At 53.8% G+C, this 17,124-nt stretch carries 15 protein-coding genes; 6 read left to right on the top strand and 9 right to left on the bottom strand.

Annotation, left to right across the window (positions count from 1 at the left end; translation table 11 throughout):
• Nucleotides 1–8: 8 nt before the first annotated feature.
• From ispU to rpsB, 6 genes are all read right to left on the bottom strand, one after another.
• Nucleotides 9–761 carry a (2E,6E)-farnesyl-diphosphate-specific ditrans,polycis-undecaprenyl-diphosphate synthase gene (ispU, locus tag AC6I77_RS03530; protein ID WP_003852651.1) on the bottom strand — a complete coding sequence of 251 codons (753 nt, stop codon included), beginning with the start codon at nt 759–761 and terminating at the stop codon, nt 9–11.
• A gap of 181 nt (nt 762–942) precedes the next feature.
• Nucleotides 943–2,139, bottom strand: coding sequence for a 1-deoxy-D-xylulose-5-phosphate reductoisomerase (gene ispC, locus AC6I77_RS03525; protein WP_008925638.1), 1,197 nt, complete (start codon nt 2,137–2,139; stop codon nt 943–945).
• A 111-nt stretch (nt 2,140–2,250) separates the two neighbouring features.
• Nucleotides 2,251–2,808, bottom strand: coding sequence for a ribosome recycling factor (gene frr, locus AC6I77_RS03520; protein ID WP_003852653.1), 558 nt, complete (start codon nt 2,806–2,808; stop codon nt 2,251–2,253).
• Between the two features lie 143 nt (nt 2,809–2,951).
• A complete protein-coding gene (pyrH, locus tag AC6I77_RS03515; protein ID WP_003852654.1) occupies nt 2,952–3,677 on the bottom strand; it encodes a UMP kinase in 726 nt (241 codons plus the stop codon).
• 157 nt (nt 3,678–3,834) lie between these two features.
• Nucleotides 3,835–4,686, bottom strand: a complete 852-nt coding sequence (gene tsf, locus AC6I77_RS03510) for a translation elongation factor Ts (RefSeq protein ID WP_008925637.1) — start codon at nt 4,684–4,686, stop codon at nt 3,835–3,837.
• A gap of 182 nt (nt 4,687–4,868) precedes the next feature.
• Nucleotides 4,869–5,594, bottom strand: coding sequence for a 30S ribosomal protein S2 (gene rpsB, locus AC6I77_RS03505; RefSeq protein ID WP_008925636.1), 726 nt, complete (start codon nt 5,592–5,594; stop codon nt 4,869–4,871).
• Nucleotides 5,595–5,912: 318 nt separating this feature from the next.
• On the opposite strand from rpsB, the gene map reads away from it, so the two are divergent.
• The 4 genes from map to AC6I77_RS03485 all read left to right on the top strand — a co-directional run bounded on the left by map (nt 5,913) and on the right by AC6I77_RS03485 (nt 10,953).
• Nucleotides 5,913–6,707, top strand: coding sequence for a type I methionyl aminopeptidase (gene map / locus AC6I77_RS03500; protein ID WP_008925635.1), 795 nt, complete (start codon nt 5,913–5,915; stop codon nt 6,705–6,707).
• A gap of 66 nt (nt 6,708–6,773) precedes the next feature.
• The gene (glnD, locus tag AC6I77_RS03495) at nt 6,774–9,428 is read left to right on the top strand and encodes a bifunctional uridylyltransferase/uridylyl-removing protein GlnD (RefSeq protein ID WP_039658720.1); all 2,655 of its coding nucleotides are present in this window, start codon (nt 6,774–6,776) and stop codon (nt 9,426–9,428) included.
• Nucleotides 9,429–9,511: 83 nt separating this feature from the next.
• Entirely contained in the window at nt 9,512–10,336 is an 825-nt protein-coding gene (dapD, locus tag AC6I77_RS03490) for a 2,3,4,5-tetrahydropyridine-2,6-dicarboxylate N-succinyltransferase (protein ID WP_008925633.1), read from the top strand.
• 224 nt (nt 10,337–10,560) lie between these two features.
• The gene (locus AC6I77_RS03485) at nt 10,561–10,953 is read left to right on the top strand and encodes a DUF3461 family protein (RefSeq protein WP_008925632.1); all 393 of its coding nucleotides are present in this window, start codon (nt 10,561–10,563) and stop codon (nt 10,951–10,953) included.
• A 60-nt stretch (nt 10,954–11,013) separates the two neighbouring features.
• Here the strand turns inward: AC6I77_RS03485 and AC6I77_RS03480 are convergent, their stop codons facing one another.
• From AC6I77_RS03480 to dgt, 3 genes are all read right to left on the bottom strand, one after another.
• Nucleotides 11,014–12,171: a CdaR family transcriptional regulator gene (locus AC6I77_RS03480; protein ID WP_078804726.1), complete on the bottom strand. Its 1,158-nt coding sequence runs from the start codon at nt 12,169–12,171 to the stop codon at nt 11,014–11,016.
• A 184-nt stretch (nt 12,172–12,355) separates the two neighbouring features.
• On the bottom strand, nt 12,356–13,801 hold the full coding sequence (gene degP / locus AC6I77_RS03475) for a serine endoprotease DegP (RefSeq protein WP_008925630.1): 1,446 nt from the start codon (nt 13,799–13,801) through the stop codon (nt 12,356–12,358).
• Nucleotides 13,802–13,934: 133 nt separating this feature from the next.
• Entirely contained in the window at nt 13,935–15,425 is a 1,491-nt protein-coding gene (gene dgt, locus AC6I77_RS03470; RefSeq protein WP_008925629.1) for a dGTPase, read from the bottom strand.
• A gap of 92 nt (nt 15,426–15,517) precedes the next feature.
• On the opposite strand from dgt, the gene mtnN reads away from it, so the two are divergent.
• Together mtnN and btuF are read left to right on the top strand one after the other, a co-directional pair.
• Complete coding sequence (gene mtnN, locus AC6I77_RS03465; protein ID WP_008925628.1) at nt 15,518–16,216, top strand: 5'-methylthioadenosine/S-adenosylhomocysteine nucleosidase; 699 nt, start codon at nt 15,518–15,520, stop codon at nt 16,214–16,216.
• Complete coding sequence (btuF, locus tag AC6I77_RS03460; RefSeq protein WP_008925627.1) at nt 16,209–17,003, top strand: vitamin B12 ABC transporter substrate-binding protein BtuF; 795 nt, start codon at nt 16,209–16,211, stop codon at nt 17,001–17,003. The genes mtnN and btuF overlap by 8 nt, the downstream gene beginning before the upstream one ends.
• Nucleotides 17,004–17,124 lie beyond the last annotated feature (121 nt).

Genomic DNA, 17,124 nt, shown 5'->3' with positions numbered 1-17,124 from the left:
CAGATTGCTCAGGCGCCGCCTGGTGCAGCGCCGCCAAAACGACGCTCCCGCAGAGAGAATGCATTCAGTGCACCTTCAAAAACGTGTTCATCGAAATCCGGCCAGAGCACATCGGTAAAATAGAATTCAGCATAGGCAATCTGCCACAGCAGGAAGTTGCTAATCCGATGCTCTCCCCCGGTCCTTATCACTAAATCCACTGGCGCCAGCTCCTGCATGCAGAGCTGCGACGTCAGGCTCTCTTCGGTAATCTGGTCAGGTCGCAGTAATCCTTCCTGAACCTGTTCAGCCAGTTTTTTCACGCCTTCGATAATATCCCAACGGCCGCCATAGTTGGCAGCAATGTTGAGCGTCAGACGGGTATTATTTGCAGTCAGGGTCTCAGAACGACGAATACGTTCCTGAATGCGGGGGCTGAAACGGCTGGTATCGCCAATGACACGTAAGCGAACGTTGTGTTTATGCAGGCTCTTTACTTCACTGTCGAGTGCCCAGACAAACAGTTCCATTAACGCGGTGACTTCCTGCGCAGGACGGCTCCAGTTTTCACTACTGAAGGCATAAAGCGTCAGGGCTTCAAGATTGTTATTGACCGCAAAGCTGACGGCACGACGCACCGATTTAACACCGGCTTTGTGGCCTGAAATACGCAATTTTCCCTGATTTTTGGCCCAGCGACCATTGCCATCCATGATGATAGCGACGTGGCGCGGACCGTTTCCCTGCTGGTCATCAGTGTTGTTGTGATTGTTAGACGACATAACGCTTAACCAATTCCTTTCATCAGAAATGCTGTGTTTTCTGAATACATTGCGCCCGATTCAAATCCCGACACACGCTTAGTGCCGGGCCACACCGAATTCGGTGACAGACCGTGAAACGCGAGCCAGCGACTATACCATTTTCACCTGAAGCGAACAAATGGCCTCATAACGATCGGTTTCACGACGTGAAGCGCGGCAACATTTCTGTTGCCAGCGCGCGCGCAGTGCGATCGATGTCAAGGACAGCGTCCACCGAATCCGGCTCCGGACACACTTGTGCCGCCATCACTGCACTATTAAGCGCGGCAATGTCGGTGAAGCGGATCTGGTGATTCAGGAAAGCCGCGACGGCAACCTCATTGGCAGCATTTAGCGTGGTGGTCGCCGCCTGCCCTGCCTCACAGGCATCAATGGCCAGTTTCAGACAGGGATAGCGACTAAAGTCAGGTTCTGCAAAAGAGAGCGCCGACATGCGGGTAAAATCCAGCGGCGTCACACCTGCATTGATGCGCGATGGCCAGGCCATGCTGTGGGCAATAGGCGTACGCATATCGGGAGAACCTAACTGAGCCAGCACGCTGCCATCGCAGTATCGCACCATGGAGTGAATCACCGACTGTGGGTGAAGTATCACTTCCATCTGCGCTGCGCTGGCATTAAACAACCAACGGGCTTCAATGTACTCAAGACCTTTATTCATCATGGTGGCCGAATCAACAGAGATTTTTCTCCCCATCGACCAGTTCGGATGTGCACAGGCCTGATCCGGCGACATGGCGCTAAGATCAGCTAAATCTGTGTCACGAAAAGGACCACCCGATCCCGTAAGGATAATCGACTCAATGCCATTATCCCGCAGGTCAGCGTAACCTAACTGATGCTGGATGGTAGCCGGTAAACTCTGAAAAATGGCGTTATGCTCACTGTCGACTGGTAGTAACTGCGCGTTATGATGACGCACCGCCTCCATAAACAAACGGCCGCAGGTGACAAGCGATTCTTTGTTGGCCAGCAGCACCGTTTTTCCGGCGCGAATGGCTGCCAGCGTCGGCAGCAAACCGGATGCGCCGACAATTGCCGCCATCACCTGATCCACGTCATCCAGCGCAGCCAGCTCACAGGCTGCCTGAACGCCGGAGAGCACTTCAGTATCGATCCTGATTGCTCTCAGTCGCTCACGCAGCGCAGCGGCGGATGCCTCATCTGCCATGCAGGCGTAGCGCGGCGTAAAAGCCGCACACTGTTCGGCCATCAGCGCCACATTGTGGCCAGCGACCAGCGCAGTAATCTGATAAAGCGCCGGGTTGGCGCGAACCACTGCCAGCGTACTGGTGCCGATCGAGCCGGTGGATCCCAGCAGAGTTAATCGCTTCATGAGGCTATCCGTGTGAAGTCAGCGTGCCCTCAGGCACAATGTAAAACGCCGCCAGATGTCGCATTCATACGAATACCTCTCTGTACGGCGTTTTGTCCGGCAGTGATGGGATTAGAAATCCATCAGCTCCGACTCTTTTTCAGACAGTGCGGCATCAACTTTCTTGATGTACGCATCGGTCATTTTTTGCACTTCATCCTGCGCACGACGTTCGTCGTCTTCGCTGATCTCTTTATCTTTCAGCAGCGCTTTGATTTTATCGTTGGCATCGCGACGGACGTTACGTACCGACACACGGCCCTGCTCGGCTTCGCCGCGCACGATTTTAATCAGATCTTTACGACGCTCTTCTGTCAGGGCAGGCAGCGGAACACGGATGTCGGTACCGGCTGAACTTGGGTTCAGACCGAGATCAGACTTCATGATCGCTTTTTCGACTGCCGGACTCAGTGAACGGTCAAACACGTTGATTTTCAGCGTGCGTGAATCTTCCACAGTGACAGAAGCCAGCTGACGCAGTGGCGTCGGCGTGCCGTAATATTCGACGACGATGCCGTCAAGCAGCGAAGGTGAAGCACGACCGGTGCGCACTTTGCTGATGGTAGTTTTGAATGCTTCAACGCATTTTTCCATGCGCGTGTCAGCATCTTTTTTGATGTCGTTAATCACGTTGAAACCCTTGGATTCGGTTTGACCTGGCCAGTTCCGGCATAACCGGAAGCGGGATCGATAATCATCGATAATCCTGACTGGTGCGCGATGCATTCTCATCGCGCTGACAGAATATACCTTATTTTATCTCGCCTCGGGTATTAATGCGTAATCAGAGTCCCTTCTTTTTCACCCATCACTACACGACGCAGTGCGCCAGGTTTATTCATGTTGAAAACACGGATAGGCAATTTGTGGTCACGCGCCAGGGTAAAGGCCGCCAGATCCATCACTTTCAGCTCTTTATCCAGTACTTCAGCATAGCTCAGTTGCTCATAAAGCGTTGCGTCCGGGCTTTTCACCGGGTCGGCAGAGTAGACGCCGTCAACTTTGGTCGCTTTCAGCACCACGTCCGCTTCAATCTCAATGCCGCGCAAACACGCCGCAGAGTCGGTGGTAAAGAACGGGTTACCGGTACCGGCGGAGAAAATCACCACGCGGTTGTTACGCAGCAGGCTGATCGCTTCTGCCCAGCTGTAGTTGTCGCAGACGCCATTCAGTGGAATCGCTGACATCAGGCGTGCGTTCACATAGGCGCGGTGCAGTGCATCACGCATCGCCAGGCCGTTCATCACGGTTGCCAGCATACCCATGTGGTCACCCACGACGCGGTTCATCCCTGCCTGCTGCAGGCTTGCGCCACGGAACAGGTTCCCTCCGCCAATCACTACGCCAACCTGGATGCCCAGTTCAACCAGCTCTTTTACCTCTTGTGCCATGCGGTCAAGCACACTCGCGTCGATACCAAAACCTTCAGCGCCTTGCAGAGCTTCGCCGCTGAGTTTAAGCAGGATACGTTGATAAACAGGTTTTGCGTTGGTCGCCATGGTCAGTTCTTCCTGGAAGATTGGGTGTAAAGGAGAAGTAAATTCTGATCGATCATCCGCTTACCGCAAAGAAAATGCTATTGGGATGAAACTGAAAACGTGTCTGTTGCGATTCACAGACAAAAAAGAACCGCCGGATGGCGGTTCTTTCAAAGCATTAAGACTGTTTGGACATTGCTGCAACTTCTGCAGCGAAGTCAGACTCAACTTTCTCGATGCCTTCACCCACTTCGAAGCGGATGAAGTTAATCACGTCAGCGCCCTGCTCTTTCAGAGCCTGGCCAACGGTTTTGCTTGGGTCGATAACGAAAGCCTGACCTGTCAGAGAGACTTCGCCGGTGAATTTCTTCATACGGCCTTCAACCATCTTCTCTGCGATCTCTTTTGGCTTGCCAGACTGCATCGCGATGTCCAGCTGAACCTGGTACTCTTTATCAACCACGTCAGCAGAAACGTCTTCTGGCTTAACGAATTCAGGTTTGCTTGCTGCAACGTGCATTGCGATCTGTTTGATCAGATCTTCGTTAGCGCCTTTCGCTGAAACCAGAACGCCGATACGTGCGCCGTGCAGGTAGCTGCCCAGCTCTGCGCCTTCCAGGATTGCAACGCGACGGATGTTGATGTTCTCACCGATTTTAGCAACCAGTGCAACGCGCTCTTCTTCGAACTGCGCTTTCAGAACTTCAACGTCGGTAACGCGATTAGCGGCAGCCGCTTCCAGAACTTTGTCTGCGAACGCCTGGAAACCGCCATCTTTTGCAACGAAGTCAGTCTGGCAGTTCACTTCCAGAATCACGCCGTAGTCGCCAACGATCTTGGTTTTGATTACGCCATCAGCAGCAACGTTGCCTGCTTTTTTCGCTGCTTTGATTGCGCCAGACTTACGCATGTTCTCAATCGCCAGCTCAATGTCGCCGTTCGCTTCAGTCAGCGCTTTTTTGCAATCCATCATGCCAGCGCCAGTACGCTCGCGCAGTTCTTTTACCAATGCAGCGGTAATGTCAGCCATTCCAGAATCCTCGGTTCGTGCCTGAGTACGTTTGCACCAGCAGACACTTATTTGCGGAAAATTTACTCTGTCCCGCCGTCCGGTTGGGGGCGTGACAGACTTAGATAAAATAAAGGGGCCAGTATAGGCCCCTTACAGATCACATCTGAATGCTAAGGGCTCTTATGCAGAGCAAACCTTAATTAAGCGTTTTCTAAAGACGCTTCTTCAGCTTGCTCAGCCAGGTCCTGAGAGCGGCCTTCGCGAACGGTAGTCGCAACGGCAGTCAGGTACAGGTTTACAGCACGGATCGCATCGTCGTTACCTGGGATAACGAAATCAACGCCATCTGGATCTGAGTTGGTATCAACGATAGCAAATACCGGGATACCCAGGTTGTTTGCTTCTTTGATTGCGATGTGTTCGTGATCAGCATCAACAACAAACAGTGCGTCTGGCAGACCGCCCATGTCTTTGATACCGCCCAGGCTGTTTTCCAGCTTGGCCAGCTCACGCGCACGCATCAGCGCTTCTTTTTTGGTCAGTTTGTCGAAAGTGCCATCCTGAGACTGAATCTCCAGATCTTTCAGACGCTTGATTGACTGACGCACGGTTTTCCAGTTAGTCAGCATGCCACCCAACCAGCGGTGGTTTACGAAGAACTGGTCGCAGCTCAGTGCAGACTCTTTTACTGCCTGGGCAGCAGCGCGCTTAGTACCTACGATCAGGATCTTACCTTTACGGGAAGAGATCTTGTTCAGTTCAGCCAGAGCTTCGTTGAACATAGGTACAGTTTTTTCCAGGTTGATGATGTGAACCTTGTTACGTGCACCAAAGATGAATGGCTTCATTTTTGGGTTCCAGTAACGGGTCTGGTGACCGAAGTGAACACCAGCCTGGAGCATGTCGCGCATGGAAACAGTTGCCATGATAAAACCTCTAAAGTTTGATTGGGGTTGGGCCTCCATGTATCCCATACGACCGACCTCTTTCAAGGCACCCCGGCGTATGTGTCGATACATGTGTGTTTTATTACACATAATGAGAGTTATGCGTTTCCTGCTGACCGAAACAGCCATACAGAGAATCGTCGGCGCGCTTTATACCACAAACCGCCATGGGACGCCAATAAATCATCACTGATAAGCGCCAGCGCGTTCTCTATTTGGCAGCCCATTTACTGGCTGCTAACATGACAGCACAGACCTTATTATTGTCGAAAATTTCGACAACCGCGGATTAATTTAATGGCAATTTCAATCAAAACCCCTGAAGAAATCGAAAAAATGCGCGTCGCGGGCCGACTGGCCGCCGAAGTGCTGGAGATGATCGAGCCTCATGTTCAACCGGGTGTCACCACCGGCGAGCTGGACCGTATCTGCCACGAACACATCACGCAGAAGCAGCAGGCCGTCTCTGCCTGCCTTGGCTATCACGGTTTTCCGAAATCAGTCTGCATCTCGGTGAATGAAGTGGTTTGTCACGGGATTCCCAGTGACGATCGCCCTCTGAAAGATGGCGATATCGTCAATATCGATGTCACCGTCATTAAAGATGAGTACCACGGTGATACCTCAAAGATGTTTATTGTTGGTAAACCCACTATTCAGGGTGAGCGCCTGTGCCGCGTCACGCAGGAGAGCCTCTATCTTTCCCTGCGTCTGATTAAGCCCGGCATCCGCCTGCGCGAGTTGGGTCGTGCCATTCAGAAGTATGTTGAAGCAAACGACTTCTCTGTCGTACGCGAATATTGCGGTCACGGCATCGGCAAGGGGTTCCACGAAGAGCCTCAGGTATTGCATTACGATGCCGATGATAGCGGCGTCGTGTTACAGGCGGGTATGACCTTTACAGTAGAACCGATGGTCAATGCCGGGGATTACCGCATCCGCACCATGAAAGATGGCTGGACGGTAAAAACCAAAGATCGCAGCTTGTCCGCGCAGTATGAGCATACTATTGTGGTGACGGAAAACGGCTGTGAGATTTTAACCCTGCGCAAAGACGACACGCTGCCCGCTGTGCTCGTCGCCGAAGGGTAATTCCCCCAAAACAGATCAAGCCGGCGCTGAGCCGGCTTTTTTTTGGCTAAAAAAGAGAAGAGCTGCATGAGCGTGAGTCTGTCGGAAGATGTGAAAAACGGTCTGGTTGATTCGCCAGCCGAATGGGGTGACGACCAGCTGACCCGCGACATTCTGAAGCCGAGGCTGGAGCTGTTTCAGCAACATCTGGCTGCCGCGTTTGATGCCGGTGAACCCGTTGAGCCGCTGATCGATGCCCGCACGCTGTTTATTGATCGGCTGCTGCGTCGCCTGTGGCGCTTCTTTGGCTTTGATGAAATGCCGTCTACCGCGCTGGTCGCCGTTGGCGGCTATGGCCGTGCCGAACTGCATCCGCTCTCTGATATCGATGTTCTGATCCTCAGCCGCCAGCCGCTGGATGAACAGGCTGCGCAACGCACCAGCGATCTCTTAACGCTGATGTGGGATCTTAAACTGGAAGTGGGCCACAGCGTCCGCACGCTGGAAGAGTGTCTGCTGGAGGGATTGTCTGATCTGACCGTCGCCACCAACCTGATCGAATCACGGATGCTGACTGGCGATGTGGCGCTGTTTCTGGAACTGCAGAAAAATATCTTCAGCGACGGTTTCTGGCCCTCATCCCGCTTTTTCGCCGCCAAAATTGATGAGCAGCAGGAGCGCCACAAGCGTTATCACGGCACCAGTTATAACCTCGAGCCCGATATCAAAAGCAGTCCCGGTGGCCTGCGAGACATCCATACGCTGCAGTGGGTTGCCCGACGCCATTTTGGTGCCACTACCCTGGATGAGATGGTCGGCTTTGGTTTCCTCACTGACGCTGAGCGCAGCGAACTCAACGAATGTCAGGAGTTTCTCTGGCGCATCCGCTTTGCCCTGCATCTTTCCCTCCCCCGCTACGATAACCGCCTGCTATTCGATCGCCAGCTCAGTGTGGCGCAGCGCCTGAATTACCAGGGCGAAGGCAATGAGCCGGTCGAACGCATGATGAAGGATTTCTATCGGGTCACACGGCGTATCGGTGAACTGAACCAGATGCTGCTGCAGCTGTTTGATGAGGCGATTCTGGCGCTCTCCACCAGTGAAAAACCCAGGCCTATCGACGACGATTTCCAGCTGCGGGGTGATTTGATCGACCTGCGCGACGAAACGCTGTTCACCCGCGAGCCGCAGGCGATTCTGCGTATGTTCTACGTGATGGTACGTAACGACAGTATCAAAGGGATCTACTCCACCACCCTGCGTCACCTGCGCCATGCACGTCGACATCTTAAACAGCCGCTGTGTCAGATTCCGGAAGCGCGACGCACGTTTATGTCAATTCTGCGCCATCCCGGCGCGGTGAGCCGGGCGCTGGTGCCGATGCATCGTCATAGCGTGCTGTGGGCCTATACACCGCTGTGGGGGCATATCGTCGGACAGATGCAGTTTGATCTGTTCCATGCCTACACCGTGGATGAGCATACTATTCGTGTCCTGCAGAAGCTGGAAAGCTTCGCCAATGAAGCCACCCGTCCTCAGCATCCACTGTGTGTCGAGTTATGGCCACGCCTGCCGCAGCAGGAGCTGTTACTGATGGCTGCGCTGCTGCATGACATTGCCAAAGGGCGCGGCGGCGATCACTCTATTCTTGGCGCGCAGGATGCGCTTGAGTTCGCTGAAATGCATGGCCTTAACTCGCGTGAAACTCAACTGGTGGCCTGGCTGGTTCGTCATCACCTGCTGATGTCTGTCACGGCGCAGCGTCGCGATATTCAGGATCCGACGGTGATCCAGCAGTTTGCTGAGGTGATGCAGAATGAGAACCGGCTGCGCTATCTGGTTTGTCTGACCGTGGCCGATATCTGCGCCACCAATGAAAGTCTGTGGAACAGCTGGAAGCAGAGCCTGTTACGCGAGCTGTTTTTCGCCACCGAGAAGCAGTTACGACGCGGTATGGAAAACAGTCCGGATTTGCGGGAGCGGGTGCGTCATCATCGCCTGCAGGCACTGGCACTGCTGCGGATGGATAATATTGATGAAGAGCGTCTGCACCAGATCTGGAATCGTTGCCGCGCGGACTACTTCCTGCGCCATACGCCGAATCAGATTGCGTGGCATGCCCGCCACCTGCTGGTTCACGATCTGAAAAAACCGCTGGTGCTGGTCAGCCCGCAGGCCACCCGTGGCGGGACCGAAATTTTTATCTGGAGTCCCGATCGGCCTCATCTGTTTGCTGCTGTGGCCGGTGAACTCGACCGTCGTAACCTCAGCGTTCACGACGCGCAAATCTTCACCAGCCGGGACGGCATGGCAATGGATACCTTTATTGTGCTGGAACCGGATGGCAGCCCGCTCTCCCCCGATCGCCATCCGATGATCATTCAGGCGCTGGAACAGGCAATCACTCAGTCAGATTGGGTGCCGCCGCGTACCCGTCGTCCGTCGGCCAAACTGCGGCATTTCAGCGTGGATACCGAAGTGAACTTTCTGCCAACGCACACTGACCGTCGCAGCTACCTGGAACTGGTGGCGCTGGATCAGCCAGGCCTGCTGGCGCGGGTCGGCGAAGTCTTTGCCGATCTGGGTGTCTCACTGCACGGTGCACGCATCAGCACCATCGGCGAGCGGGTCGAAGATTTATTTATTCTGGCCAACAGCGAACGTCAGGCACTGGATGAAGAAATGCGCAAAGCGTTGCAACAACGGTTGACAGAGGCCCTTAATCCAAACGATAAAGTGTGACCAGATTCAATTTGTAGACATTACTCTATTTACTTGTGTCGGGCTGTTGTCCGGCACCGCACATGACAGATCAGGAAAAAAATATGCAACAGTTACAGAGCGTTATTGAATCCGCCTTCGAACGTCGCGCTGACATTACCCCTGCCAGCGTCGACAGCGAAACCCGCGATGCAATCAACCAGGTTATCTCCCTGCTGGACAGCGGTGAGCTGCGCGTTGCTGAGAAGATCGACGGCGAGTGGGTAACGCATCAGTGGCTGAAGAAAGCAGTGCTGCTCTCTTTCCGCATTAATGACAATCAGGTAATGGAAGGTTCAGAAACCCGCTTCTACGACAAAGTCCCGATGAAATTTGCTGGCTGGGATGAAGCGCGTTTCAAAGAAGCGGGTTTCCGCGTCGTGCCGCCTGCAGCTGTTCGTCAGGGTGCTTATATCGCCCGCAACACGGTCCTGATGCCTTCTTACGTCAACATCGGCGCCTTCGTGGATGAAGGCACTATGGTGGACACCTGGGCGACTGTCGGCTCCTGTGCGCAGATTGGTAAAAACGTTCACCTTTCTGGCGGCGTGGGTATCGGTGGTGTGCTGGAACCGTTGCAGGCAAACCCGACCATTATCGAAGACAACTGCTTCATCGGTGCACGCTCTGAAATCGTTGAAGGCGTGATTGTTGAAGCAGGCTCAGTGATCTCAATGGGCGTTTACATCGGTCAGAGCACCAAAATCTATGACCGCGAAACCGGTGAAGTCCACTACGGCCGTGTTCCTGCCGGTTCCGTCGTGGTCTCAGGTAACCTGCCGTCTAAAGATGGCAGCTACAGCCTCTACTGTGCCGTGATCGTGAAGAAAGTGGATGCGAAGACGCTGGGTAAAACCGGCATTAACGAACTGCTGCGCACCATCGACTGAGTAAAATGACGGGCTGGAAAGCAGCCCGTCATCTTTTCTTTACAGCTATTCCTGAACAACATGCTTCGCGTCGCGAATTAACTGGTGCGTTTAGTTTTCATCCAGGTCATAATCCGCGCCAGTTAAATCCTGTCGCGCAATGTTCATCCCGCTTATTTATGTCTACAGTTGACGGACGTCATGAACAAGTCTGCGCGCTTCTCACTTTTGATGGAAACAACGCTATGTATGACAATCTGAAAAGCTTAGGTATCAGTAACCCGGACGACATTGACCGCTACAGCCTGCGTCAGGAAGCCAACAACGACATTCTGAAGATTTACTTCCGCAAAGATAAAGGCGAGTTTTTCGCAAAGAGCGTCAAATTCAAATATCCGCGTCAGCGCAAAACTGTTGTTGCCGATCACGCAACCCAGGGCTACAAAGAAGTTCAGGAAATCAGCCCGAATCTGCGTTATGTCATCGATGAACTGGACCAGATTTGCCAGCGTGACCAGGTTGAAGTGGATCTGAAACGCAAAATTCTGGATGACCTGCGTCACCTGGAAAGCGTGGTTTCCCACAAGATCACTGAAATTGAATCGGATCTGGAAAAATTAACCCGTAACAGCCGTTAATTTTTTGTCCGACGAGAGAGGCCAGCTTTGCTGGCCTTTTTTATGCCCTGAATTCGGCTCCTATCCCTGCTCATCCAGCTGTAAAGCCACATAGAGCAACAGCCTGTCATCGAAATGGCCAAGATTCAGTCCGGTGAGTTCAGAAATCCGGTTTAGCCGATATTCCAGCGTATTGCGATGAATGAACAGCGCACGCGCGGTGGCGCTTGGCTGGACATTATGGGTGAACCACGCGATTAACGTGCGTCGCAGCAAGCCGTTGTTATCCATGCTCTTAAGCTTCGCCAGTGGCCGGGCCAGTTCGTTGGCCTGCCAGCCGCCACGCAGGCTGTCGAGCAGCACCGGCAACACCAGATCCTGATAAAAATAGCTGCGTAACTCGGGCATACGTTGCTTGCCCACCATCATTGTGGTGCGTGCGGTCCGGTAAGAGCGTGCAATGCTGCCAGGCCCGGTAAAGAAGTTGCCCAGTGCGATACGCATCCGTAAATGTCCGCTCTCTTTCATCCGCTGCAGTAACTGTTCCACGCGGCGGCGATGATCCTCCTGGTCGTAGCGTCCATGTCCATTCAGTGCGGGCTTCAGCACCACCATTTCGGTCAGCGACACAATAGCGATCAGATTATCGCGCTCCGGCGTGGTCAGCAGCGTTTGCAGCTGCTGTAATTCTGACATCGCGCTGTCGACGCCGAGCTGACCGCTGTCCACTTCCAGCACGGCGACCACACGCGGCTGATTGAGATCGATGCCCAACCGCTGTGCCCATTCAGTCAGTTGTGGCGACAGGGTATCGCTGCGGATCAGGTTCAGCACCAGCTCTTCACGCAGACGGCTGTCCTGCGCCAGCATATGCAGCAATCGCGCCTGTTCCAGCATCATCTCTGCGGTCATGCAGACCAGTTCGCCATAATGTCGCAGCGCCAGTGGCTCGCCCGTCAGCCCAATGACCCCGACAATGTCACCGTCGATGCGCAGCGGCAGATTAATGCCGGGCCGCACACCATGAAGATGTTTAGCCACCGCCTCATCAATATCGACAACACGCCCCTGAGAGAGCACCAGCAACGCACCTTCGTGCAACTCCCCAATACGCTCCCGGTCACCGCTGCCGATGATCCGGCCCCGCGCATCCATCACGTTGACATTACTGTCAATAATTTTCATGGTGCGTGCCACGATATCCTGCGCCAGCCGGGCATCAAGGTGATAGGTAGCCATCCATTACTCCTGGAAAAGAGGGTGAGAAACAGAATACGCATGGGTTGCGCACAGAGCATTGTGCAACTGCACAGAGCCGGGCAATCATTTACCGAATTTGCGGAGAGCATCACACTCTGGCGGCGCGGAAGGCGGCCATAAAAAAGGCGGACCGCAGTCCGCCTCATGAACAGTTGTTATACCGTTACTGCATCAGCAGATAGATGCTGCTGTCACCACGTTTCACATTCAGCGCCAGAACGGCTGGTTTGGTGTCGAGGACTTTTCGCAGCTCACCGAGGTTGGTTACCGGCTGCTGGTTAACTCCCTGGATCACGTCACCCTTTTTCAGGCCGATACGCGCTGCGGCGCTGCCGGGTTTCACATTATCCACGCGAACACCTTTATCACCGGTTTCAACATTGCTGAGGTCAGCCCCTTCAATGCCGTTGTAAATGGTGGCGGACTGCACTTTCGCCTGGCTGCTCTGCTGCAAGGTAACCGAGACATCAACGGGTTTGCCGTCGCGCAGCAGGCCCAGTTTCAGTGTGGTGCCAACCGGCAGCGAACCCACTTCCGCACGCAGAGAAGCAAAGCTGCTCAGCGGTTTGCCATTCATTGAAACAATCACGTCACCCGCTTTAATACCCGCTTTAGCCGCCGCAGAGTCTGGCAGCACCTGGCTGACAAAGGCACCACGCTGTGCATCAACCTTCATCGCTTTTGCCAGCTCGGAGTTCAGTTCAGTCCCCTGCACGCCCAGCTCGCCACGTTTCACCTGACCAAACTCAACCATCTGAGCCGTCAGGTTTTTAACCATGTTGCTTGGGATAGCAAAGCCGATACCGATGTTGCCGCCATCCGGCGCCAGAATAGCGGTGTTAATCCCTATCAGTTCACCATTAAGGTTAACCAGCGCACCACCGGAGTTACCCCGGTTAATTGCCGCATCCGTCTGGATAAAGTTTTCGTAGTTTTCCACGTTCAGGCCACTGCGTCCCAGCGCCGAGACGATCCCGGAGGTGACGGTCTCACCCAGACCATACGGGTTGCCGATCGCCACGGTGTAGTCACCGACGCGCAGGCTGTCGGAGTCAGCGATTTTCACAGCAGTCAGATTTTTAGCGTCCTTCAGCTGAATCAGTGCAATGTCAGAGCTGGGATCTTTACCAATGACTTTGGCGTCATAATGACGACCATCGCTGAGCTGCACCTGAATTTTAGTGGCGTTGTTCACCACGTGGTTGTTCGTCACCACATAGCCTTTTTCAGCGTTGATGATGACGCCCGACCCAAGAGCCCGGAATTTTTCCTGCTGGGTATCAGGGCCTGGCGCGCCACCGTTACCCCCCGCGCCGTCACCGCTCTGACACATGGGTGATCCCTGGAACGGAGAACCGTCCTGGCAGAAGGGCGAGTTGTCGCCAAAGAATTGCTGAAACTGCTGCGGCATGCGCGGGGTTTTCACGGTGGTGGTACCCTCAACGCTGATACTGACCACAGACGGCATTACCTTTTCCAGCATAGGCGCCAGGCTAGGGAGTTGCTGGCTATCGGAAGAGGCCGTTTGCGCAGCAAAAACAGTAACTGGGGCGAGCGCCATGCTCAGGCTCAACGCCAGCGCACTTAACACTAAAGTCTTTTTTTTCATTTTCATTTCTCGATAAGATTACTGTTCAGACCATTGCTGTGGTCGAAAGGTGAGATAAATGTTTTAGCGCGAAATTCCTTTAAAAGTTTAAGTCAAAGGTAAAAATTTATTCGCGGCCTTTACAAACGCCGGCTTATTCTACAGCCATCAGTCGGCGATACTCATCCCAGGCATAGAGATCGGTCATTCCACTGATATAATCCTGAATAAGCCGGAAGCGATAATAACGTTCCCACAGCAGCCGCTGATATTTATGCTCTACCACAAGGGTACGCATCTTTTGCAAATAGGCTTTACGGTGTTTACCAGAAAGCTTATGAAAAAGCCGGGTTTCAATCGGATGCTGACGCAGGAAGTCTTCATTTATCAGCGTGGTGAAAGCCTCATAGTTCAGGCGCATCAGCGGCTGATAGATCTCCAGCAGCCCTTTGATTACGCGGTATCCCTGCAACTCCAGCTGCTCGACTTCAGAGTGATTAAAGACCTGCTGGCGCGCAACAGTTTTAAACAGTTGCAGTAACCGGCCCTCTTCACCCTCATCTTCCAGCAGCGCGTGATTGAAACTGCCATCGAATATAGCAGGCAGATTATCAACGAAACGTTTCACGGCATAACTTACCAGCACGCTCTGAACATTTACGCGTAATGACATAAAAAATTGATCGCTGCGGCTTCGCCGTTTTTTACTGCAGGCTTCGCGCCAGGCTTCACCAATAGTCCGGCTGAAGGCGTCATTATTTTTAACCGGCCCCCAGGCTTTATTGAGAAACTCAAACAAACTCTCAACATTAAAGATATCTTTTTCTACAGCGTCGTCCAAATCGGCAATACAATAGGAGATATCATCCGCCGCTTCCATTATATAGGTAAGCGGAAAGCGATGGTGTTCTTCCATATTGGTGGCAGCACGTAAATCCGCAATATACTCCTGCTCAGAGAGATAAAAGCCGGGTTTCTTCATTAAGACGCTAAATTCGGCAGGTTTTTCACCCTGCCACCAGGCGGGTGCGGTATATTTCAGGATGCAGGCGACCTGAGAATAACTGAGATTGAGTTGCAGCAGCGTATGCACCATACGAATGGCCTGCGCATTGCCCTCAAAATGGCAGAGGTCCTGGCGGATCATGGCATTCAGCTGATCAAAAGCCTTCCGCTGTTCTTCTCCTTCAACGCCCGCTACCAGCGGATCCACCAGTTCGGCAGAGAGGTTCTCTTCAAACCAGTCGTTAATGGCGGCCTCGCCAAAATGGCCAAACGGCGGATTACCGACGTCATGCAGCAGACACGCCATCTCGATCAGACTTTCAAACGCGCCTTCCATCTCATCCAGTCCATACTGCGCCAGCCCGCCCTGCATCTTCAGGGTTTGCAGAATCTCTTTGGTGATGTAGCGCCCGGTTTGCTGCACCTCCAGCGAGTGCGTCAGGCGGGAGCGAACGGCGGCGTTGCGCTCCAGTGGAAAGACCTGCGTTTTCTGCTGCAGACGCCGGATAGCGGCCGAGTTGATAATTCGTCCACGGTCGCTCTCAAAATGGCGGGTAATGTAATATTCACCTTCCGGATCTTTTCGGCTGTTATAAGGGCGTGAGAAGCTGATCTTCTTCCTGAAATTGATCGCCGACATGAATTACCCCTGACTTTTTCGTGAATTAATCCCCTGAATGCCATGGTAGACTATGCCCTAAATTTTGATTCTTTACATTAGCGGAACTCACTATGAAAGCAGGCATTATTGGCGCGATGGAGCAGGAAGTCACACTGCTGCGTGACAAAATTGAAAACCGTCAAACGCTGACACTGGCGGGTTGTGAAATCTATACCGGCACCCTGCAGGGCGTTGAAGTGGCACTGCTGAAATCGGGCATTGGTAAAACCTCTGCCGCGCTGGGTACCACGCTGCTGCTGCAGCTCTGCAAGCCGGATGTGGTGATCAACACCGGGTCGGCAGGCGGTTTAGCACCGTCACTGAGCGTCGGCGATATCGTGGTATCAGATGAAGTGCGTTATCACGATGCTGACGTCACCGCTTTTGGTTATGAGCCAGGCCAGATGGCGGGTTGCCCTGCTGCGTTTGTGGCAGACAGCAAGCTTATCGCGGCTGCCGAAGCCTGCATTAAGCAGCTGGACCTGAATGCTGTACGCGGTCTGGTGGTAAGCGGTGATGCCTTTATCAATGGCGCTGAGCCGCTGGCGCGCATTCGTAGTCTGTTCCCGCAGGCGATTGCGGTTGAGATGGAAGCGACCGCTATCGGTCACGTCTGTCATCAGTTCCAGGTGCCGTTTGTGGTGGTCCGCGCGATTTCAGACGTGGCCGATAAAGAATCGCACCTGAGCTTTGATGAATTCCTGAGCGTTGCAGCGACGCAATCGTCGCTGATGGTGGAGAACCTGCTGGCGCATCTGGCGCGTGGCTAAAACGCTGCTGTTCTGCTGGCTGCTGCTATTAAGCGGCAGCCTGCTCGCTTCCCCACCGCGTGTTATCACCCTCGCTCCACACCTTACCGAACTCGCCTTTGCTGCCGGGATTACGCCGATCGCAGTCAGCGCCTGGTCCGACTATCCGCCGCAGGCGAAACAGATTGAACAGGTCGCCAACTGGCAGGGCATCAAAGCCGAGCGTATTCTGCAGCTCAAGCCGGATCTGGTCCTGGCCTGGCGCGGCGGTAATCCGCAGCGGCAGATTGAGCAGTTGCAGCAGCTCGGCGTACCCATTAAATGGATTGATCCACTGACACTGGATGAGATGTTCACGGCACTGGCCGATCTGGGCCGCTGGAGTCCCAGGCCAGAGCAGGCCGCCAGCGCGGCCAGAGCGCTACGACAGCAGGCAGCGGCGCTGCGACAGCGCTATACTCATCTGACTGCGGTTCCGCTTTTTTTGCAGTTTGGTCAGCAGCCGCTTTTTACCGCCGCCAGAGCCACGCTGCAAAATGAAGTTATTACGTTATGTGGTGGCAGGAATATTTTTGCTGACAGCCGCGTCAGCTGGCCGCAGGTCAGCCGTGAGCAGGTGCTGATGCGCCATCCTCAGGCCGTAGTTATAGCCGGAGGTGCACAGCAGGCGGAGAACATTCGTGCTTTCTGGCGGCCACAGCTCACGGTGCCGGTGATCGCCATTAACGAGGACTGGTTAAGCCGGCCGGGTCCGCGGCTGCTGCTGGCGGCGCAGCAACTCTGTTCCGCGTTGCATCCCGCACAATAAGTCCACGCATCGATTAAAGAAACAGCCTTTTTTGCCGTTAATCAATACCAGAGACGAGCGGGCCACGTATGCTCGCCGTCCTTTTAGCGCCGCGGCGCTTTTTAAAACACCAGGAACCTTA

This window comes from Pantoea sp. X-Soil-ISGK-259, assembly GCF_059730705.1.
The sequence above is the reverse complement of the archived record's forward strand: the minus strand, read 5'-3'. Positions and strand labels throughout refer to the sequence as shown.

Coding starts and splice junctions, on each gene's coding strand:
- glnD (WP_039658720.1), top strand. CDS start 6,774: ATGAGCGTGAGTCTGTCGGAAGATGTGAAAAACGGTCTGGTTGATTCG.
- ispC (WP_008925638.1), bottom strand. CDS start 2,139: ATGAAGCGATTAACTCTGCTGGGATCCACCGGCTCGATCGGCACCAGT.
- rpsB (WP_008925636.1), bottom strand. CDS start 5,594: ATGGCAACTGTTTCCATGCGCGACATGCTCCAGGCTGGTGTTCACTTC.
- degP (WP_008925630.1), bottom strand. CDS start 13,801: ATGAAAAAAAAGACTTTAGTGTTAAGTGCGCTGGCGTTGAGCCTGAGC.
- AC6I77_RS03480 (WP_078804726.1), bottom strand. CDS start 12,171: ATGGCTACCTATCACCTTGATGCCCGGCTGGCGCAGGATATCGTGGCA.
- dapD (WP_008925633.1), top strand. CDS start 9,512: ATGCAACAGTTACAGAGCGTTATTGAATCCGCCTTCGAACGTCGCGCT.
- AC6I77_RS03485 (WP_008925632.1), top strand. CDS start 10,561: ATGTATGACAATCTGAAAAGCTTAGGTATCAGTAACCCGGACGACATT.
- ispU (WP_003852651.1), bottom strand. CDS start 761: ATGTCGTCTAACAATCACAACAACACTGATGACCAGCAGGGAAACGGT.
- tsf (WP_008925637.1), bottom strand. CDS start 4,686: ATGGCTGACATTACCGCTGCATTGGTAAAAGAACTGCGCGAGCGTACT.
- dgt (WP_008925629.1), bottom strand. CDS start 15,425: ATGTCGGCGATCAATTTCAGGAAGAAGATCAGCTTCTCACGCCCTTAT.
- mtnN (WP_008925628.1), top strand. CDS start 15,518: ATGAAAGCAGGCATTATTGGCGCGATGGAGCAGGAAGTCACACTGCTG.
- pyrH (WP_003852654.1), bottom strand. CDS start 3,677: ATGGCGACCAACGCAAAACCTGTTTATCAACGTATCCTGCTTAAACTC.
- map (WP_008925635.1), top strand. CDS start 5,913: ATGGCAATTTCAATCAAAACCCCTGAAGAAATCGAAAAAATGCGCGTC.